Here is a 19,350-nt window from a genome sequence, read left to right on the forward strand (position 1 = left end):
AAAGCGTGTTTAGGGTAATACCCTAACGGGGGTTCGAATCCCCCCCTCTCCGCCAGAATCGACAAAAACTGCCCTGGCGGTTTTTTTATTGCTCCGGCCTGACCGGCGCAAACAAGCAGGACACCTCCGGAGAGGTGGATGAGTGGTTTAAGTCGCACGCCTGGAAAGCGTGTTTAGGGTAATACCCTAACGGGGGTTCGAATCCCCCCCTCTCCGCCAAAGCAAGCAAAAAAGCCCTGACTGCATAGTCAGGGCTTTTTCGCGTCCGGCATGCCTCAATCCAGCGCCTGGAAATCCTCGGTTCGCTCCGCCCAGGCGAAAATGGCGCTCAATTCCGGCGGCGGCGCGGTCAGCTTGCGCAGCGTCAGGTCTATCCAGGAGCCGCTGACTTCGTGACGCGCGGCCAGGCGGCCGTCCTCCTTGTAAATCTCGTGGCGGATGCAAAAGCGCTTGCCGTCCTGGCTCAGGCCGGCGATGGCCAGGCGCACGTGAATGCGCTCGCTCAGCCGCAGTTCCTTGAAATACTCGGTCCACTCCTTGAAAATGACCGGGCCGAACCCCAGCGCCTGAAATTGTTCAAAGCCAAAGCCTTGGCCGCGCAGCCATTCTATGCGGGCATGGGTACAGAAATCGGCGTAGGCGGTATGGCGGACGTGCTGGTTAGCGTCGCAGTCGGACCAGCGCACTTCCAGCGGATGGCAAAACGGTTCCAAACCAATCTCCTCGGGCGGCAGCGGTTAGCGTGAAGGCGGGGCGGTTCATGATCTTGGCATTGCCCGCGCGCGGGGGTCAAGCGCTTTGCCGCAAGCCCGCTTGGGCTCAAGCGGCGATGCGGAAAGCCGGCCGCTTGTTCTATGCGGCCCCGCGCATCGAGAAACCGCGCGATCCGCTTGGATGGCGCGCCCACGCCGCGTCGCCGTCCCGCGGCGTCGCATGGTTCCGAGGCCGGTTCCCGCCGCAGGCGAGGCGCCTTCATGCGCGGTTTGTAGTGTAAAGTTGTCGATATTAAGCATTGGCGCGCGCGGCGTTTGTCCATCTCCGGCTCGCGGCTTCTCGGCGGGAGGGTTCAGATGCAAGCGTGGTTTCGACGAGCCCTGTGCGCGGGCCTGCTGGCCGTTGCGGCGCAGGCGGCCGATGCGGCTCCGGCCCTGCTCATCGCAGTGGAGGACGATTGGCCGCCGTATTCGGCGCGCGGCGCCGACGGCGCCGCGCAGGGGCTGGCGCCGCAACTGGCGCGCGAGGCGTTCCGCCGCCGGGGCGTCGAGGTCCGCTTTGTGCTGGTGCCGTTTGCGCGCTGCCTGATGCTGGCGCGCGTCGGCCGCGCCGACGGCTGCCTCAGCGCCACCATTACCGACGATAATCGCGAGCAATTCTGGTGGCATCAAACGCCGATGTTCACCGAAGAACTGGCCATCTTCGCGCTCGCCGCCGGCGGAGCCGGGCTGGGCCTGCGCGATTTGGCCGGCCGCAGGGTGGGTATCACCCAGGATTACACCTATCCCAGCGTTTTCATGCGCGATCCCAAGATCGTCAAATCGGTGGCTCATTCCGATGAGGACCTGATTCGCATGCTGTTGGCCCGGCGCGTGGACTATGTGTTGATGAACGCGCGCCCCGGACAACTGCGCATCCGCGGCAACCCGTTCGCGGCCGGGCGGGTCCGGCAGGCGGGGCGGATCAGCCAGGATGGTTTCTGGCTGGCCTTCTCCAAGGCGCGGCCCAAGGGCAGGGCGTACGCGGACCAGTTCGAGGCCGGCCTGCGCGCCATGCGCGGCGACGGCAGTTACGAGCGCATGCTTCGCCGCTTTCAGCCTGCGCCGCCGGCGAAATGAGGGCGGCGCGGCGGGCAGGCCGGAGGCCGGCCGCGGCGGCGTCCACGCCGCGCATTTGATTCGCATTCACAACTCTTCACATCGTTTTCCCGCGAATTTACCCGCAATTTACAAAAACGCCGATTTTTAAAAAACACCCTTCACAAGCGGCTGTTTTAATAAGGCACTGCTAAGCCATCCCTAATAAGGCACGGCCCGCGCCTCGCGGGACCGTCCGCGTCTTTGTCGACAAGGCTGCTTGCTTGCGCCCTGGGTTTGCCCGCCATTCCCGAATACCCGCTCATATGGAGAAATAATAATGCGCTATCCGTCGCGGCAGCTATTGTCGCTTGCCCTGCTATTGTCTGCGCCGGTCTGGCTGGCCGCTTGCGGCTCGCCGCAGCAAAAGGCCGCCGCCGTCCCGCAAGTCACGGTGGAAACCGCCGCGCCCGGCGATGTGCCGATGACCATGGAACTGGTGGGCGAAACCGCCGGTTACCGCGATATCGAGGTGCGCGCCCGCGTGGGGGGCATTCTGCTCAAGCGCACTTATGTGGAAGGCCAGCCGGTGAAGCAGGGACAGACGCTGTTCCAGATCGACCCCGCGCCGTATCAGGCGCAGCTGGAACAGGCCAAGGGCGCGCAGGCGGTGCAGCTGGCCGCGCTGCAAAAAGCCGACGCCGATCTGACGCGCATCCGCCCGCTGTACCAGGAGCAGGCGGTGTCCAAAATGGATTACGACAACGCGGTGGCGGCGCTGAACTCCGTCAAGGCGGCCAAGCAGTCCGCCGACGCCAAGGTCAAGGAAGCCCAGCTCAATCTGGACTACACCCGCGTCACCGCGCCGATTCCGGGTCTGACCAGCAAGCAGGTGCAATCCGAAGGCAGCCTGATCCGCGTGGACGCCGCCGAGCCGCTGACCACCATTTCCCAGCTCAATCCCATCTACGTCAATTTCTCCATTTCCGAGCAGGACAGTCTCAATTACGAACACAGCCTGTCCACCGGCAAAGTGAGCGCGGAAGACGGCAGCCACCATCCGGTGCGGATCCGTCTGGCGGACGGCCGCGTCTTTCCGCAAAGCGGCAAGCTGGATTTCCGCGACAACCGCGTGGATCCCAAGACCGGCACCATCAGCGCGCGCGCGCAATTTCCCAATGAAGACGAGCGTCTGCTGCCCGGGCAATTCGTGCGCGTGATGCTGGACCTGGGCGTGCGCAAGAACGTGCTGACCGTGCCGGAACAGGCCGTTGTCCAGGCCCAGGCGGACAATCAGCTGATGGTGGTGGGCGCGGACAACAAGGTGCAGGCCAGAATGGTCAAGCTGGGCGCTCAGGTGGGCGGCCGGGTGGTGATCGAATCCGGCCTCAAGGCTGGAGAGAAGGTGATTGTGGACGGCCTGATGCAGGCCCGCCCCGGCGCCGTGGTCAAGCCGGTGGCCGCCGCGCCGGCCAAGGCGTGAGGAGCTAGCCATGTTCTCGCGTTTCTTCATCAACCGCCCCATTTTCGCCAGCGTGCTGTCCATCGTCATCGTGCTGGCCGGCCTGGCGGCGATGCGCGCGCTGCCGGTGGAGCAGTACCCGCAGATCGTTCCGGCCGTGGTGTCGGTGTCGGCCAACTATCCGGGCGCCACGCCGGAAACCATCGCCCAGACTGTGGCCGCGCCCTTGGAGCAGCAGCTCAACGGCGTGGAAAACATGCTTTACATGCAATCCAGCGCCGCCTCCAACGGCCAGCTCAGCCTCAATGTCTATTTCGCCGTGGGCACGGATCCGGACCAGGCCACCATCGACGTCAACAACCGGGTGCAGGCGGCGATGAAACAGCTGCCGGACGAAGTGCAGCGCCAGGGCGTCACCGTGCGCAAGAAATCCACCTCGGTGCTCAGCGTGATCTCCATCGGCTCGCCCACCGGCCAGTACGACCGCAACTATCTGTCCAATTTCGCCCTGCTCAATGTGATGGACGAGCTCAAGCGCATTCCCGGCGTGGGCGATGTGGCGATGATGGGCGGCACCGACTACGCGATGCGGCTGTGGCTGCGGCCGGACCGCATGGCCCAGCTGGGCCTGACCCCGTCCGACGTGGCCAAGGCGGTGCGTGAGCAGAACGCCCAGTTCGCCGCTGGCAAGATCGGCGCCCAGCCCACCAGCGCGCCCATCAGCTTCACCTACACCGTCAACGCCAAGGGCCGGCTCAGCGAACCCAAGGAGTTTGAGAACATCATCGTGCGCTCGATGCCGGACGGCTCCAAGATCCGCGTCAAGGACGTGGCGCGGGTGGAGATGGGCGGCAACGACTACGATGTGATCGGCACCCGCAACGGCAAGCCCAGCGTGGGCATCACCACCTATCTGCAACCCAGCGCCAACGCGCTCAAGGTGTCCGCCGCCATTGCCGCCAAGATGGAGGAGCTCAAGGTCCGCTTCCCGGCCGGCGTGGACTACACCATTCCCTTCGACACCACCAAATTCGTCAAAGTCTCCATCGACGGCGTGGTGAAAACCCTGCTGGAAGCCACTGTGCTGGTGTTCCTGGTGGTGTATTTGTTCCTGCAGAATTTCCGCGCCACGCTGATTCCCTGCATCGCGGTGCCGGTGTCGCTGGTCGGCACCTTCGCCGGCATGCTGCTCTTGGGCTTCTCCATCAATCTGCTGACCCTGTTCGGCATGGTGCTGGCCATCGGCATCGTGGTGGACGACGCCATCGTGGTGCTGGAAAACGTCGAACGCATCATGAGCGAGCGCCGCTGCGGCGCCAAGGAAGCCGCGGTGCTGGCGATGGGCGAGGTGTCCGGCGCGCTGGTGGCCATCGTGCTGGTCTTGTGCGCGGTCTTCCTGCCGGTGGCCTTCATGGGCGGCATGACCGGGGTGATGTACAAGCAGTTCGCCGTCACCATCGCCATGTCGGTGATCATTTCCGGCATTGTCGCGCTAACGCTGACCCCGGCCTTGTGCGCCTTGCTGCTCAAGCCCGGCCATCACCAGCCGCCGCGCTTTTTCCAGTGGTTCAACCGCGCTTTCGAACGCCTGACCGGCCGCTACGTGCTGGGCGTGTTGTTTCTCAACCGCCGTGTCGGCGTCGCCTTCGGCCTGATCGCCGTCGTTCTGGCCGCCACCGTCGGCCTGTATCAGAAAGTGCCGGGCTCGCTGGTGCCCAATGAGGACATGGGCACGCTGTTCGCCAACACCGCCTTGCCGGACGCGGCCGCGCTGACCCGCACCGCCAAGGCCACGGCGGAATTCGACCGGCTGATGATGGCCAATCCCAATGTGGAAAGCGTCACCACCTTCACCGGTTTCGACATCTTGTCCGGCTCCAAGCAGACCAACCGCGGCACCAGCTTCGTCACCCTCAAGGACTGGGACCAGCGCAAGGCCAAGGGCGAGGATTCCTTCTCCGTGGCCGCCGAGTTCAATCGCCTGGGCCGCACCGTGCAGGCCGGTGTGATGAGCGCCTTCAACCCGGCGCCCATCATCGGCATGTCCACCACCGGCGGCCTGGAAGCCTATTTGCAGGACCGCGGCGACCAGGGCGCGCAAAAGCTCAGCCAGGCGGCGGAAAAACTGCTGGCCGCGGCGCGGCAGCGGCCGGAGTTCGCCAGCGTGGCCACCACCTTCCGCGCCAATGTGCCGCAGAAGTATCTGGACCTGGACCGCGAAAAGACCAAGGCGCTGGGCGTGGACATCAACCAGGTGTTCGACACCCTGCAAGCCACTTTCGGCCAGCTCTACGTCAACGACTTCAACAAGTTCGGCCGCACTTACAAGGTGCAGCTGCAGTCCGAGGCGGACTTCCGCGCGCGGCCGGAAGACATCGCCAATATCTATGTGCGCTCCGCCGAGGGCGTGATGGTGCCGTTGTCCAGCCTGGTGGAGGTCAAATCCAGTTACGGGCCGGAACTGGTGGACCGCTTCAACATCTTCAACGCCGCCAAAATCCTGGCCCAGCCCGCGCCCGGCGTCAGCTCCGGCCAGGCCATCCAGGCGCTGGAAGAGGTGACCCGGCAAGTGTTGGGCAACGATTACGCGCTGGCTTGGAGCGGCAGCGCCTATCAGGAAAAACTGGCCGGCGGCACCGCCACCATGGCCTTTCTGTTCGGCATCCTGATGGTCTTCCTGATCCTGGCGGCGCAGTACGAACGCTGGAGCCTGCCGCTGGCGGTGGTGACCTCGGTGCCTTTCGCGCTGTTCGGCGCCTTGCTCGCCGCCGTCATCGGCCATCAGGACAACAACGTCTATTTCCAGATCGGCGTCGTCACCCTGGTGGGCCTGGCCGCCAAGAACGCCATCCTGATCGTGGAGTTCGCGGTGCAGCAGCGCCAGCAGGGCCTGCCGCTGATGGACGCCGCGCTGGAAGCGGCGCGGCTGCGCTTCCGTCCCATCGTGATGACCTCACTGGCCTTCATCCTGGGCTGCGTGCCCTTGGTGATTTCCAGCGGCGCGGGCTCCGCCAGCCGCCGCGCGCTGGGCACGCCGGTGGTGGGCGGCATGCTGGCCGCCACCTTTATCGCCACTTTCTTCGTGCCGCTGTTTTTCCGCTTGATCATGCAGGCGTCGGAGCGGCGCAAAGCGCCGGCTGCGGCGGAGGAGGCCGACAATGTTTAAACGCGCGCTGATGCCCTCATTGGCGGCGCTGGCGCTGAGCGCTTGCGCGGTCGGCCCCGACTACAGCCGCCCCAAACTGGAGCTGCCGGACAGCGGCCAGGTCCACATTGCGGCCCAGAACCCGGCCATCGCCCTGGACTGGTGGAAGCAGTTCAACGATCCGGTGCTGGATCAGTTGATCGCCCAAGCCCTGGAACACAACCAGGACCTGGCCGCCGCCTCCGCCCGCGTCGACGAAGCCGCCGCCCAGGCCGGCATCGCCCGCGCCCAGCTGCTGCCGACGCTGAACGCCAACGCCGGCTATCAGCGTGGCCGCGCTTCCAGCGCGACAAGCACGCCGGGCGCGCCGCTGGTCAGCGACGTGCGCAACGCCAACCTCACCGCGTCTTGGGAACTGGACCTGTGGGGCAAGCTGCGCCGCGGCAATGAAGCGGCCCGCGCCGACTTCGCCGCCAGCCGTTTCGCCCGCGACAGCTCGAAGCTGGCGATCGCCGCGCAAACCGCGCAGACCTATTTCCAGCTGCGCGCCTACGACGCCCAGTTGGACATCGCCAAGCGCACGCTGCAAAGCCGCGAGGAGTCGCTGAAGCTGCAGACCAAGCGCTTCAAGGGCGGCTTGATCTCGGAGCTGGACCAGCAGCAGGCCGAGGCCGAAGCGGCCTCCGCCCGCGCCAAGGTGCCGCAGATCGCCAGCGCGCTGGAGCAGACCGAAAGCGCGCTGGGCGTGCTGCTCGGCCACTCACCCAAGCAGCTGGTGGCCGGCGGCATCCAGCGCGGCCAAAGCCTGGACGCGCTGTCCACCCCGCCGGAAGTGCCGGCCGGCCTGTCCTCCAGCCTGCTGGAGCGGCGGCCGGACATCGCCGCCAGCGAGCAGCAGCTGGTCGCCGCCAACGCCCGCATCGGCGTGGCGCGCGCGGCCTACTTCCCCAGCATCAGCCTGAGCGGGGCGCTGGGTTCGCAAAGCCTGTCGCTGGACACCCTGTTCACCGGCCCGACGCGGACCTGGAGCTTTGTCGGCAATCTGGCTGCTCCGGTGTTCAACTTCGGCCAGACCGGCTACGCGGTGGACGCGGCCAGCGCGCGGCAGAAGCAGGCGCTGGCGCAGTATCAGAAGACGGTGCAAAGCGCGTTCAAGGACGCGCTGGACGCGCTGTCCGGCTACGGCGCGGCGCGGGAGATCCAGGCGGCGCAAACCACGCAGTTCCAGGCCTTGAACAAATCGCTGCGCCTGGCCAATCTGCGTTACGACAACGGCTACGCCAGCTATCTGGACGTGCTGGACGCGCAACGCAACAGCTTCCAGGCGGAGCTGGGCCTGGTGAGCGCCAAGCTGGACCAACTGAATGCCGTGGTGGGCCTGTACAAGGCGCTGGGCGGCGGCTGGGAAGCCCCGGCCAAGTCCTGATCCGCTACGTGCAAAGACAAACCCCGCCTTGGCGGGGTTTTTTCATGCTTGGCCTGGGCGCGGGCCGGCGGTCTTGAGTGAATTAAAAACAACATTGGCATATCTGTCAGTGGTGATGTCCGGACCCGCTGCTTACCATGCGCTGCGTTTCGACGTCCCACCCCGCGCGAGGAGCCATGGGCACCATCACTCACTCAGACACCCTATATCCGCACTTGTTGACCATGGCCGGGCGCGAGCGCCTGGTGGATGAAGCCTATCAAGTGCACGACGCCGTTTTCAGCGGCATGGACCGGGCGGCCTTCCGCAAGATGGTGTTGCCGGAGTCCGAGCACAGCAGCATCCTGCTGCATCGCGGCGAACACGGTCAGGCGGTGGGCTATTGCGCCGTCCACCTGTTCCAGCGCCGCGCGGCGGGGCGCGAAGTCAAGGTTTTGCGCGGGCAGGCCGGGCTGCTCAAAGACTACCGCGGCCGCAACAGCAATATGCCTTTCCTGGCCGGCTGCATGTTGCGCTACTGGCTGCGCAGCCCGTGGCGGCCCATGTATTTCCTGGGCGCGATGATCCATCCGTCCAGCTTCATCCAGATGCACAAGTACGCCGCCGGCATGTGGCCCAGCCCGGAGCGGGGCATGGAGCAGCCGCTGGCGCGGCTGGCGGCGGAGTTGTGCGGCAGTTTCGGCATGGCGGCGCCCGCGGCGGAGCGCCCCTTTGTGGTGAAGCTGGGCATTTTGACCCGGGACAGCCAGACCGACCGGCAATTCTGGCTGCAGCACCCGCGCCCGGCGGCGCGCTATTTTGTCGAGCACAACCCGGACTACCATGAGGGCCACGGCTTGCTGGCCATGGCCGAGCTGTCGCCGACAGCCATTCTGAACGGCGTGTGGCGTTATCTGCGAGACAGGCGGCGCGCGGCCGCGGAGCGGTCTAGGCTCTAGGTCGGCTTGCTTTTGCCGCCGCCGGCATTGAGCGCGACGGCGGCCAGAATCAGCGCCTTGAACGCCTCCGCGTCCACTTCCTCGCCCTCGCGGATATCGATCGCCCGCCTGGCCTTGCCGTCCAGGCTGGCGTTGAACAATTGGGCCGGGTCCGGCAGCGCCGCGCCTTTGATGAAGGTCAGTTTAACGACGGAAGTGTAAGACTCGCCGGTGCAGAGGATGCCCCGCAAGGACCAGACCGGGGTGCCCATCCATTTCCATTCTTCGATCACGTCCGGGGCGGCTTCCCGGATCAGCCGCCGCATCCGCGCCAAGGCCGCGCCGCGCCAGTCGCCGAGTTCGGCGATTCTGCGGTCTATCAGGACGGAGGCCGGCGCGCGCTCGGCCGTGGAGGAGGGCTTCATGCCGGGCTCAGATCCGGACGCCGACAATCACGTGGGAGGCCTTGAAGAAGGCGACGATGGCTTTGCCGACGGCCAGGCCAAGGTCGTCCGCGCTCTCCTGGGTGACGATGGCCACCAGGGCGTCGCCGCCGTTGAGACGGATTTCGACCTCGGCGTTGACCGCGCCCGGACGCAGCGCGGACACCCGGCCTTCCAGGCGGTTGCGGGTGGAGAGCTTGATGCCGGCTTCGGGATTGGCCAGGATCACCCAGGGGGCCTTGATGATGGCCAGTGCGTCGCAGCCCACGGTCAGGCCCAGGTTGGCGGTGCTGCGCTGGGTGATGACGGCGGTGATCACCTCGCCGCCCGGCAGGGTGAGGTCGATCTCGTCGTTGACCGCTCCGGGATGGATGGCGGTGACTTTGCCGGCGAACTGATTACGGGCGCTGGTGAGCATCGGAGGTCCTTGATGTCGGATGGGTGGGGGTGTCATTGGCGATGTGCGGACAGTATATGCGGAAGCGGGCGGCGCGTTGGCAGCTATTTCGGCCTAAGGTTCGTCCAAGGTCTCGCCTGGGCGCGAGACCGAGAACGGTCGCGGCTCGGCGTCTATTGCCGGCCAGCGGCGTCCGTGAGCGCGAACTCAAGCGCGGCTTCGACATGAATCCGGGTGGTGTCGAACACGGGCACCGGCACGTCGGCCTGGCTCAACAGCAGCGGAAGCTCGGTGCAGCCGAAGACGATGCCCTCGGCGCCGCGCGCTATCAACTGTTGGATTGCCTCCAGATAAGCGGCCTTGGTGGCCGGCGACGCCACGCCGCGGCCCAGCTCGTCGCGCAGGGTGCGCTGAATGAAATCGCGGGTGTGCTGAGCCTCCGGGATCAAGGTCTCAATGCCGTTTTGCCGCATCTTGTCCCGGAAAAACGGCAGCTCCATGGTGAATTGAGTGCCGAGCAGTCCCACGGTCCGCAGCCGCTGCTTGGCGACTTCCCGCGCCGTGGCGGCGGCGATATGGATGATGGGGAGGCCCGCGGCCGTTTCCAGGCGCTCGGCCACGACGTGCGCGGTATTGGCGCACAGCACGATGGCCTCGGCCCCGGCGGCTTTTAAATGCAGGCAGCCTTTGAGCAGCAGCGCATAGGTGTGCTCCCAGTCGTCCCAGCCGCGCTGCTGGATATCGTTGAAATTCAGCGAGTAGACGACGCACTCGGCAAAATTGAGGCCGCCCAGGGCCGTGTTGATGCCTTCGTTCAGATAGCGATAGTAATCCAGCGTCGATACCCAACTGATGCCGCCCAGCAGGCCGAGGGTTCTCATGGCGTTCCTTAAGCTGTTTATAAAAGATACGGAGCGAGGGAGGGATCAAGTTACTGCGGCGAGCGCGCGGGCCTCGGGTTTTTCCAGCCAGTCCAGCAGCAAGGGCCACACCTCTTTGCTGGCGGAGGAGGAGTGCATCACCCTGGCATGGTTGTAGCCCGCGCTGAACCCGGCCGCGACCGAACAGAATAGCGCCTGGTTCTCTTGCCCTTTAAAGGCCGCCAGAAACTGCCGGCAGGCGGAGGGCGGGGCAATGAGAGAGTCGTTTTCGGCAAAGACCGCGAGGATGGGTGCTGAGATTTGCGGTAAACGCCGCAGATAATCAAAGCCGTCTGCGCCATTGAAGCGTCTGTGGATGTTCCAGTCAAACCATTGACGCATCATGTGCCAGGACTCGTCCTGAACGCCGATTCCCAGCCTTTTCCCGGGCAGCCTGCCCGCCAGGCGGCAGGCTTCCCTCATGCCGATAAGGCGCAGCCGTCGCCAGGGAGTCTGGGCGGCATAGCCCGCTTGGCAGGCGAAGAGCGCTATTTTCCCGATGGCTTGGTTGAAATGAGGATGGCGCAACAAGCACATCGCCAGCGCCAGTCCCCCTCCGCTGTGGGTCACGCAGTGGAGGCGGACGATCCCTTCCTCTTCCAGCAGGTAGCGCAGCGCCGCGGCCACGTCAAACAGCGCGACGGTCTCAAAATTGAAAGGAGGCGGGTCCCGCTGGCTGTCTCCGTGGCCGCGCCATTCAAGAATCCAGCAAGTGAATCCCCGCTCCGCCAGATGTCTCGCCAGGCCCAGGCAGATGCGCCTATCCGAAAAAGTGCCGTGCGTCATGAACAGATGACGCGGCTGGGAGGCGGGGCTGGAGATCTTCCACAGCGCCAGGGAGACCTGATCTTGGCTGAGCAGCCGGATGAGCACCTCGTTTGTCATCGCTGGATGTCCCGGTTCCGACGAGCCGCCGCGGCAGGCGCTCGCGGCGTGATCTTTTCAAAGGAAATGGCGCTCGGCGCTTCCTCCCCTTGCCGCAAGCCCGTTCCGAGGGTGCGGCAAAAGGGCGGGAGCCGGCGCGCCCGGCCTTAATCGACGATGAACAGCTTGGCGCCGGTTTCGGTATGGGACAGATGCGGTTCCGCGTCGTCGGCCACCTGGTAGCTGAGGCCGGGCGTCAAGGTGAAGCTGCGGCCGTCCGCCAGCGTGGTGTGCAGCACCCCTTCCAGACACAGCAGAATGTGGCCTTTGACGCACCAGTGATCCGCGCGGTAGCCCGGCGTGTATTCCACCATGCGGACGCGGATGTCCCCGAAGCGCTGGGTGCGCCAATAGGCGCAGCCGGTTTCGCCGGCATGCTGGGTGGGCTCCAGCGCGGACCAATCGCTGATGCCGAATGGAAGATCGGATATTTTCATGGCGGCTCCTCTTGGGTAGGGGGTCTAAGCGCCTGGCCATTGTCGCCGATGTCCCCGGGCCGCGATAGCGGTCTTAGAGCCTGTTCAAAGTCTCGCGTGCGCCAGCGCCTCCAGCCGATCCAGCAGCGCGCCGGTTTCTTCGCGCAGGCCGGCCGCCACCGCTTGCTCGATTTCCGTACACAGCTCCGCCACCGGCGCCAAGCCGGCCATGGCGAAAGCCCCCTTGGTGGCGTGCAACTGCTGCGTCAGCGGGGCGGTGTCCATCTGTTCCAAAGCTTGCCTCATCAGCCGCAGGGAATGATCCAGCGCGTCCAGCAGTTCGGCGCGCCGGGCGGCGGACAAGGGCGCGGGCGGTCTGGCGGCCGGGCGGTCTTCGGTGGGGCGCAAGGCCAGGCGTTTGCGGATCACGCGGTCCAGTTCCTCCAGGGTAAAGGGTTTGAGCATGAGCTCGTCGATGCCGGCCTGAGCGCAGAGCGGCTGTTCCGCGCTGCCGGCCTGCGCGGTGATGGCGACGATGGGGGCGGCGAAGCCGCTGTCGCGTAGCGCCCGGGCCAGGCTGTAACCGCTGATGTCCGGCATGCTCAGATCGGTCAGCACCAGGGCGTAGGCCTGACGGGCGGCCAGCGCCAGCGCGGCGGCGCCGTTGGCGGCGGTGTCCGCCTGATGGCCCAGCTCGCGGAGCTGGTCCTGGATGAGCGCCCGGATTGCCGGGTGGTCGTCCACCACCAGGATGCGGGCCGCCGGCGCGGCCGGGCCGGCCGCGACGGCGGGCGGCTCGGCAGCCGGCGCGGCGGCGCAGGGCGGCAAGGGCAGGGTCACGACGAAGGTGCTGCCCACCCCGGGAGTGGAGGTGAATTCAATCGTGCCCGCCAGCAATTCCGCCAGTTTCTTGCAGAGCGACAGGCCCAGGCCGGTGCCGCCGAAGCGGCGGGTGATGGAGGCGTCCGCCTGGGAAAACTCGGTGAACACCTGGTCGTGGTACTCGGCGGGGATGCCCACGCCGCTGTCCGTCACGCCGATGCGCACCGGCGAATCCGCGCGGTCGTCATCCTGCGGATAGACCTCCAGCAACACCTCGCCGCTGAGCGTGAACTTGATCGCGTTGCCCAGCAGATTCAGCATGATCTGCCGGACGCGGCCGGGATCGCCCAGATAAGCCGGCGCCAATTGCGCGTCTATCATGCAGGAGAATTCCAGGCCCTTGGCGCGGGCCAGCGGCTCCATGCTGGCCGCCGCTTCGCGGCCGAGCGCGGCCAGATCGAAGGGAATCCGCTCCACGCTCATCAGCCCGGACTCCACCTTGGACAAGTCCAGAATGTCGTTGATGATGGCCAGCAAGGCCTGGGACGAATGATTGGCTACCGCCAGGCGCTGTTGTTGCGGCGCGGCCAGTTGGGCGCGGCCGAGCAAATCCAGGCTGCTGACGATGGCGTGCAGCGGGGTGCGGATTTCATGGCTGACCATGGCCACAAAGGAAGATTTCGCCTGGCTGGCCGCCTCCGCCGTTTGGCGCGCGCTTTCCAGCTGGCGCTCCAGCGCCTTGCGCGGGGTAATGTCCACCACATTGCACAGTAGAACCCGGATGCCCTGGTAATGCGTGGCCATGGTGGTGCTGTGCAGCTCCATGGCGCTGCCGTCCGCCAGCTCAAACTGGATGTCCCGGTGGCAAGGCGTGGTGCCGAGCGGGGACGCGGTCTGGTGGGTGTCCAGCAACTGCAGGTGCAGGGACGAGCGGGCAATTGAACCCATCCGCGTCCATTGCCGCATCACCTCGTTTTCCAGCAGCACCGTGCCGTCCGCGATGGACAGCAGCGTCAGGCCCGAGGGCGCGGTGTCCACCATGATGCGGTTCAGGTTCTCGCTTTCAAAAATGCGCTGGGCGTTGGAAAAAGCCGGTTTGAAGATCTTGCGATCCAGCAACAGAATGAAGGTCCATAAGCAAGTCAAGGCAACCAGCAGCGTGCTGAGATCAATGATCAGCGGCAGCCTCAAATCATTCAGCAGGCTATACCATGGGAAGACTTGAATATGAACCCAGCCCGGGGTGGGCAGACGGGCGCGCAGGATGAACAGGCCGTCGCGGTACTGGATATCGGATACCGCTTCGTTGATTACGGGCAGGTCCATGGCGCGGAGCCTTGCGATCAGCTTCACGCCTTGCTGCGCTTGCCAGCCAAAGCTGATGTGAAGCGGCCCCATAGGACTGGCGAGCAAAGTGGTTTCATCGCTGATGTCCGGCCGCCAGGTATTCAGCAAGTTATCGATGCGGATATCCCTGACGAACACGGCGACAGGCGCGCCGTCCACCACGGCGGCCTGCGCCAGACGGATGGCGGGCCGGCGGGTCAGCGGCGCGGCGACGGCGGCCAGCCAAGCCGGCTGACGGCCGGCTTGGCCGTTGGCGGCCGTTGGATTGGGCATATTGGTGAAAGTCCTTTGCCAGAGCGTTTCTTTGCTGCCTAGCTGGGCGGGCGCCGCAGAGGAGAAGCTGGGGGAGATAATCGCCAGAAACCGCTGGTCCGGGCTATACAAAGAAACGGTTACCGATTTTCTCAACTCGCAATCGCCGCCGCACATCGCGCTGGCGGCATGTTCCGCCAGCGCCAGATAAGGCTCGAAACGGGGGGCCGGGTAGGGGGCGGAGAGCTTGCCCAAGGCCAGCATCGGAGGGTGAGCCTGGGAGGCTTGCAGCCAGGCTTCCCCATTCTGCGCGGTGAATTGGCGCTGCAGCGCCGGGCTGGCTTTGGGCAGCGCCTTCCATGCCGTCTCGGCCTGGCTGACCTGGTGGTGGAGATCGATCGCATGCCCTCTGAGCAGTACCTTCAGCGTCGTATTTTCCGCATCGAACATCCGGTGCCGGTCCGCCAGCATTTCCTTGCCGGCCAGCCAGAGCGTCAGCAAGGTCAAAGCCAGCAGCGCCAGAGAAATGGCGACGCCCCCGCCAAACAAAGTAATGCGCTGGATGCGCCGCAGGCGGCTGAGCGGCTGGCTTTGAGGGGAGGGCTGGCTTGAGTTGCGCATACGGTTTTCGGCGTGGGGCTTGGCTGGGCGGTTGACCATTTTCAGGATATTTGCTTAGCTATAAAAATAGAATGTCTTGAAAACAATTGTTTAAATTTCATGTGAACGACATGGCGACAGCGGAAATAAAAGTCTTCTTAGTGGATGATCATCCCTCGGTGCTCAGCGGCTTGGAGCACGCCTTGCAAGGGCAGCGCTCCATCCGCGTGGCGGGCAAGGCCAATAGCGCCACCGCTCTGTGGGACATGCTGGCCAGCCAGCCTTGCGACGTGCTGGTGTCCGATTACTCCATGCCCGGCTGTGAATCCGGCGACGGCGCGGCCATGTTCGAGCGCTTGCGCCGGCTGTACCCGGAGCTGGGCATCGTGGTGCTCACCATGATGGACAACGCCCTGGTGGTGCGCTCGCTGCGCGGCCTGGGCATTCACTGCATCCTGAGCAAATCCGACGCCATCGAGCGCCTATTGCCGGCGGTGTACGGCGCCATGGCCAAAACGGCCTACTTCTCCCCGGCGGTGGAGCGTTTGCTGGAGGCCGACCACCTGGCCCAGCCCGCCGACAAGCGCGCCTTGACCGCACGCGAAGCCGAAGTGGTGCGGCTTTTCGTCGCCGGCCTGACGGTGAACGACATCGCGGCCAAACTCAAGCGCAGCAAGCAAACCATCAGTACCCAGAAAGCCAGCGCCATGCGCAAACTGGGCGCGGAGCGCGACGCGGACCTGCTGCTGCTGTTCAAGCCCTGATACCTTTCTTTTCTCCCGGCGGCCCTTTCTTGGTGCCGCTTCCCCGCCGCGGGTTCCCGCGCATCCTGCGTGTCTGCTAAGGCATAGGCCGGCCAGTATAGTCGTTTTAAGGTGTGATCCCCGCCGCGCGGCGCGCATTTCGTACTGGTCAAATATCCCCCCGCACCGAGCATGGCTAAGCTGCCGGATTGGATTTCGCCTGGGCCTGAAAGACGGCAGACAGGCGAGCATGGCGTTTATATTGAACTGGGTGCTCTGTTGATGGCGGGTGGCGTTTCAAAGTCTGGTGTGCGCATGGGCGCGTTTAAAAGAATCCTGGCCTTGTTGGCCGCCGTTTTGCTGGCGCTGAGCTTATGGGAGCTGGCGCAACGATACTTCATCCTCAGCCCCTCGTATCAAACCGGCAAAACCCCGCAAGATTACGGGGTGACTTACCAGGAAACCTGGTTGCCGGTTGCCAAGACGGAAGGCGGCGGCCTGGTGCATGCATGGTGGTTGCCGGCCGAATCGCCCGCCGCGCCGGCGGTGCTGTTCTTGCACGGCAACGACAGCACGCTGCACACCGATGTCGATTTAATCCTCAGCCTGCGTCGGCTGGGCCTGGCGGTGATGGCGATCGACTACCGCGGCTACGGCGACGGCGCCTGGTATCTGCCCTCGCAGCGTTCGGTCTACACCGATGCCAGGGTGGCCTGGCAGACCTTCAAGAAGCTGGCGCCGGAGGCGTCCAAGCACCTGGTGTACGGCCACTCGCTGGGCGGGGCCATCGCCATGGATATGGCGGCGGTGTCGCTGGGTGTGGACGGGGTGATTATCGACGGCGGCTTCTTGTCCGTCGCGGACATCGCCAAATCCTATACCGCCTCATGGCTGCCGTTTGACGCGCTGATCCGCCATAACTTCTCCTCCTATTCCAAACTGCCGGCCATTGCCGCGCCGAAACTATTCATCCATTGCTCCGGCGACGAGGTGGTGCCGATGGAGTTGGGCGAACGCCTATATCAACTCAGTCCTCAGCCTAAAACCAAGTTGTTTATGCAAGGGGGTGATCATGATGCTTGTTATCGGCGTGATGGTGAGAGGTGGGCTGCGGCGATTGGGGGTTTGCTTTGAGAGGGTTTAACTATTGGGTGTGTCATAGGGCTTCTTTCTATAAAGTTGTGATTGCGTAATTCTGTTATTTGTTTTTGTTAGTTAATTTTAATTTATTTTTAATGTATTCATGTTTTTGATTGTGGTTAAAAATAGGCTTTAGTTTGCCAAGCGTATAGAAATTTTTGTGTGTGAAGAATGGGGGTGATTTTGCATGCTACTTAATGAGGTTTCATGCAAAAGATAAGTAATGTGGTGAGTTTTCAATGAGTTCATGGTGTTGTGAAAAAACCAAGGCATGATAGAGGGTTTCGTACTGGTCAAATGTTTTTTTTAAAATCATTTCAACATAATGCCCGGCTTTAGAACTGCTTACGGGGTTGGGAACTATGTTGCGACGAACGTTGCAAGTAGCGGTGGCATCGAGTGTGTTATGCGCGGGAGGGGTTCAGGCCAACGATAATTGGAAGCCTGATGCTGGGGAGCGAGAAACAGAGTTCATTCCAGTCAAAGCCAGTGATAAAGCCTTGATGGAATCCGCAGCTAAGAAGGGCGGGCAAATGGGCCAGGCTTTGGCAGGCTCGGCCAAGTCGCTGGGCGAGGGCCGCCCCGGTTTGTCGCTTGCCACCGATCACGGCAGTCTTAATCTCAGCCAAAGCGCATTCGATCTGAAGCGGGAATCGGATGATTCGGCGCTTTCGCTAGGATTTGGCTTTGGCACAAATCCCAGCGCCACGGCAACGGGCAGCGTGTTACTGCTGCCGAGTTTGGCTGTGGGCGGGCGCTTGCATGTGGAGTCCAAACTGGCCGACGCCGTCCTCAATGCAGTGGGCGACTTGGGGGACACGGGCTTGAGGCTGCACGGGGCTGTCAATTATATGGCCGGCAAGCAAGACTTTGACTTCTTCCGTTCCCGAGAAACCGCTCGTCTCTCCCAACTGGGCTACTACGGCAGCCTTAGCTGGTTGAACCCCGCGGAGTCCGATCTGGGGCTGCATTCGATGGGACTGGCGTTGTGGGGTGCTAAAGCCAGAAACCATAGCCAGTTCGATACCCGAAACTATGTCGATGAAACCAGCAATGCCTGGGTGGTAACGCGAGACCGGCGTTTGATCTCGGCGGGTTCCTTGCTGGGCAGTGCGCTGGAACTGCAATACGCGCCGACGGAGAACCTCGTTTTCAAAAGCGCAGTGGGTATGGAGCGGATCCGCTTCCCATTTAGCGATGGCAGCCAGGAAACCACTACCAAGCCTTATGTGGACGTCAAAGTGTCTTTTGCCGTTGACGAGCGTAACCAATTCAGCGTGGGGGCGAAGACGGGGGCGGCGGAGAAACGGGCGGATATCGAGTGGAAGCGTCCCACCTTTGCCTTCACGGCCTTCAAGGCGGATGGCGTCGAAAAAAACTCCGGCCGTTGGGGTGTGGGTGTCAACGTCGACATTTTGGCCCTGTTGCAGAACAAATCCAGTGAGCACGGCGTTTCTTTGGCCTCCAGCCTGCGGCCGCGATCAAAGCAGAACAGTAGCGAGTTGTTGAGAACCGCTATGGAGCGCCCGGCGCAACTGCCCGCCACCTTCCTGGCCAAAGTGGACCCAACTGGGGTCAAGCAGACTGTGGTTGAGAAAGACGGTTTGCCTGAAGGCAGTGAAGTGGACGCGCAAGGCAATTTGCGCATCCCTGTTGGCGAGGGCCAGGGCCTCATTTTTGATAGCACCCGCAACGGCGTTTTGTTCACCGGCAATGTTTTCCGGATGGAAGGCAACATCCTGGTGGTGAATGTGGCCAGTTTGCCGCGTCCACAAGGCGAGGATCAGTACACCGTTCGGGTCAGAGATGGAAATCAGGTCATCTGGCGCGTGGGCTTTGATGCCACCGCAAAATAAAGAGATAGCAGAGCGCAGACAATGAATAAGATTTTTCAGTTGAAGTGGTCGGATGTGGTATCCGGCTGGGTGGTGACGTCGGAATTGAGCTCCAGTGTTCCTGCTCGTCGCCGGGCTTCCCGTCGCGGCCTGCTGGCACGGCGAGTGTCCACCCGGCTGGCGGTATTGAGCGTGCTGGTGCTGCAAGCCTTGACGCCAATGCAAGCTCAGGCGGCGTATAAAGTGCAGAATTTTACCGTGCAGAAGGAAGAAGTGGGCATTAGTCAGCTGGCATGGGTCAATGTGCCTCTGGAAGTGGGGCAGATTTTGAGTGCGACGTATCAGTTCGCCGACTCGCATGGCGACGCTATCGATCAATCCGTCTACCTTTACGGCTACTCGGATACCGCAGGGCGAGTCGCCGCCGAAGGTCAAAGGGTAGAGAAAAGCGGCGCTGTGCCGGACAGGCCTTTGACGGCGGAGGACGTGGGCAAGCTGCTGGAGCTGTCGGTGCAGGCGCGTAGCGATGTGATGGCAGGCAATACCTTGACTATCAATACCCAAGACTTGGGGAATGGCGGCTTGGTAATCGATCCGCAGGCCAAGCCTGTAGTGCAGGATCTGAAGCTGAAGGGCAAGCTGGAAGTGGGCCAAAGCCTGAACGGCAGCTACACCTTTGATGCAAACAAGGGCGAGGCGACCGACAAGTCGAAAGTGCTTTGGGGCAAGAAGGGTAATACGGCGGGCCAGGTGGATGCACAGGGCCAGGTG

The 19,350-nt window shown here is 63.5% G+C and carries 16 protein-coding genes and 1 tRNA gene; 10 read left to right on the forward strand and 7 right to left on the reverse strand.

Annotated elements, in window-relative coordinates:
* The first annotated feature begins 128 nt into the window (after nt 1-128).
* Nucleotides 129-219: transfer RNA gene (locus ACODRW_RS23510), tRNA-Ser, on the forward strand.
* A gap of 56 nt (nt 220-275) precedes the next feature.
* On the opposite strand, the gene ACODRW_RS23515 is transcribed toward ACODRW_RS23510, so the two are convergent.
* Complete coding sequence (locus ACODRW_RS23515) at nt 276-713, reverse strand: acyl-CoA thioesterase (protein WP_158274317.1); 438 nt, start codon at nt 711-713, stop codon at nt 276-278.
* 357 nt (nt 714-1,070) lie between these two features.
* Here ACODRW_RS23515 and ACODRW_RS23520 point away from each other — a divergent pair, with 357 nt between their 5' ends.
* The 5 genes from ACODRW_RS23520 (at nt 1,071) to ACODRW_RS23540 (ending at nt 8,761) form a co-directional block, all read left to right on the forward strand.
* Entirely contained in the window at nt 1,071-1,832 is a 762-nt protein-coding gene (locus ACODRW_RS23520; RefSeq protein WP_227103947.1) for a substrate-binding periplasmic protein, read from the forward strand.
* Nucleotides 1,833-2,130: 298 nt separating this feature from the next.
* Nucleotides 2,131-3,273, forward strand: a complete 1,143-nt coding sequence (locus ACODRW_RS23525) for an efflux RND transporter periplasmic adaptor subunit (RefSeq protein WP_488906827.1) — start codon at nt 2,131-2,133, stop codon at nt 3,271-3,273.
* Between the two features lie 10 nt (nt 3,274-3,283).
* Nucleotides 3,284-6,418, forward strand: a complete 3,135-nt coding sequence (locus tag ACODRW_RS23530; protein ID WP_488906828.1) for an efflux RND transporter permease subunit — start codon at nt 3,284-3,286, stop codon at nt 6,416-6,418.
* Entirely contained in the window at nt 6,411-7,823 is a 1,413-nt protein-coding gene (locus ACODRW_RS23535) for an efflux transporter outer membrane subunit (protein WP_488906829.1), read from the forward strand. The genes ACODRW_RS23530 and ACODRW_RS23535 overlap by 8 nt, the downstream gene beginning before the upstream one ends.
* Nucleotides 7,824-7,999: 176 nt before the next feature.
* Complete coding sequence (locus ACODRW_RS23540) at nt 8,000-8,761, forward strand: hypothetical protein (protein WP_227103939.1); 762 nt, start codon at nt 8,000-8,002, stop codon at nt 8,759-8,761.
* Here the strand turns inward: ACODRW_RS23540 and ACODRW_RS23545 are convergent.
* The 6 genes from ACODRW_RS23545 to ACODRW_RS23570 all read right to left on the reverse strand — a co-directional run bounded on the left by ACODRW_RS23545 (nt 8,758) and on the right by ACODRW_RS23570 (nt 14,882).
* Nucleotides 8,758-9,165 (reverse strand): DUF1801 domain-containing protein, encoded by a 408-nt coding sequence (locus ACODRW_RS23545; RefSeq protein ID WP_488906830.1) that lies wholly within the window; start codon nt 9,163-9,165, stop codon nt 8,758-8,760. The two genes, ACODRW_RS23540 and ACODRW_RS23545, sit on opposite strands and share 4 nt — an antisense overlap.
* Nucleotides 9,166-9,172: 7 nt before the next feature.
* Nucleotides 9,173-9,601, reverse strand: coding sequence for a TOBE domain-containing protein (locus ACODRW_RS23550; protein WP_107799160.1), 429 nt, complete (start codon nt 9,599-9,601; stop codon nt 9,173-9,175).
* Between the two features lie 152 nt (nt 9,602-9,753).
* Nucleotides 9,754-10,461, reverse strand: a complete 708-nt coding sequence (locus tag ACODRW_RS23555; RefSeq protein WP_488906831.1) for an aspartate/glutamate racemase family protein — start codon at nt 10,459-10,461, stop codon at nt 9,754-9,756.
* A gap of 45 nt (nt 10,462-10,506) precedes the next feature.
* Nucleotides 10,507-11,385 carry an alpha/beta fold hydrolase gene (locus ACODRW_RS23560; protein ID WP_488906832.1) on the reverse strand — a complete coding sequence of 293 codons (879 nt, stop codon included), beginning with the start codon at nt 11,383-11,385 and terminating at the stop codon, nt 10,507-10,509.
* Nucleotides 11,386-11,531: 146 nt separating this feature from the next.
* Nucleotides 11,532-11,861 (reverse strand): DHCW motif cupin fold protein, encoded by a 330-nt coding sequence (locus tag ACODRW_RS23565; protein WP_048411883.1) that lies wholly within the window; start codon nt 11,859-11,861, stop codon nt 11,532-11,534.
* An 84-nt stretch (nt 11,862-11,945) separates the two neighbouring features.
* Complete coding sequence (locus tag ACODRW_RS23570; protein WP_488906833.1) at nt 11,946-14,882, reverse strand: hybrid sensor histidine kinase/response regulator; 2,937 nt, start codon at nt 14,880-14,882, stop codon at nt 11,946-11,948.
* A gap of 140 nt (nt 14,883-15,022) precedes the next feature.
* Between ACODRW_RS23570 and ACODRW_RS23575 the strand changes: the two genes are divergently transcribed.
* From ACODRW_RS23575 to ACODRW_RS23590, 4 genes are all read left to right on the forward strand, one after another.
* Nucleotides 15,023-15,625, forward strand: coding sequence for a response regulator (locus ACODRW_RS23575; RefSeq protein WP_488906834.1), 603 nt, complete (start codon nt 15,023-15,025; stop codon nt 15,623-15,625).
* Between the two features lie 294 nt (nt 15,626-15,919).
* Entirely contained in the window at nt 15,920-16,738 is an 819-nt protein-coding gene (locus ACODRW_RS23580; protein WP_488906835.1) for an alpha/beta hydrolase, read from the forward strand.
* Between the two features lie 509 nt (nt 16,739-17,247).
* Nucleotides 17,248-18,600, forward strand: a complete 1,353-nt coding sequence (locus ACODRW_RS23585; RefSeq protein WP_235089273.1) for a hypothetical protein — start codon at nt 17,248-17,250, stop codon at nt 18,598-18,600.
* Between the two features lie 21 nt (nt 18,601-18,621).
* Nucleotides 18,622-19,350: hypothetical protein (locus ACODRW_RS23590; RefSeq protein WP_488906836.1), on the forward strand; the 729-nt coding region annotated here is incomplete at its 3' end.

It is taken from the genome of Chromobacterium sp. FG89 (assembly GCF_057808735.1).

Coding starts and splice junctions, on each gene's coding strand:
- ACODRW_RS23520 (WP_227103947.1), top strand. CDS start 1,071: ATGCAAGCGTGGTTTCGACGAGCCCTGTGCGCGGGCCTGCTGGCCGTT.
- ACODRW_RS23525 (WP_488906827.1), top strand. CDS start 2,131: ATGCGCTATCCGTCGCGGCAGCTATTGTCGCTTGCCCTGCTATTGTCT.
- ACODRW_RS23530 (WP_488906828.1), top strand. CDS start 3,284: ATGTTCTCGCGTTTCTTCATCAACCGCCCCATTTTCGCCAGCGTGCTG.
- ACODRW_RS23535 (WP_488906829.1), top strand. CDS start 6,411: ATGTTTAAACGCGCGCTGATGCCCTCATTGGCGGCGCTGGCGCTGAGC.
- ACODRW_RS23540 (WP_227103939.1), top strand. CDS start 8,000: ATGGGCACCATCACTCACTCAGACACCCTATATCCGCACTTGTTGACC.
- ACODRW_RS23545 (WP_488906830.1), bottom strand. CDS start 9,165: ATGAAGCCCTCCTCCACGGCCGAGCGCGCGCCGGCCTCCGTCCTGATA.
- ACODRW_RS23550 (WP_107799160.1), bottom strand. CDS start 9,601: ATGCTCACCAGCGCCCGTAATCAGTTCGCCGGCAAAGTCACCGCCATC.
- ACODRW_RS23555 (WP_488906831.1), bottom strand. CDS start 10,461: ATGAGAACCCTCGGCCTGCTGGGCGGCATCAGTTGGGTATCGACGCTG.
- ACODRW_RS23560 (WP_488906832.1), bottom strand. CDS start 11,385: ATGACAAACGAGGTGCTCATCCGGCTGCTCAGCCAAGATCAGGTCTCC.
- ACODRW_RS23565 (WP_048411883.1), bottom strand. CDS start 11,861: ATGAAAATATCCGATCTTCCATTCGGCATCAGCGATTGGTCCGCGCTG.
- ACODRW_RS23570 (WP_488906833.1), bottom strand. CDS start 14,882: ATGCGCAACTCAAGCCAGCCCTCCCCTCAAAGCCAGCCGCTCAGCCGC.
- ACODRW_RS23580 (WP_488906835.1), top strand. CDS start 15,920: ATGGGCGCGTTTAAAAGAATCCTGGCCTTGTTGGCCGCCGTTTTGCTG.
- ACODRW_RS23585 (WP_235089273.1), top strand. CDS start 17,248: ATGGAATCCGCAGCTAAGAAGGGCGGGCAAATGGGCCAGGCTTTGGCA.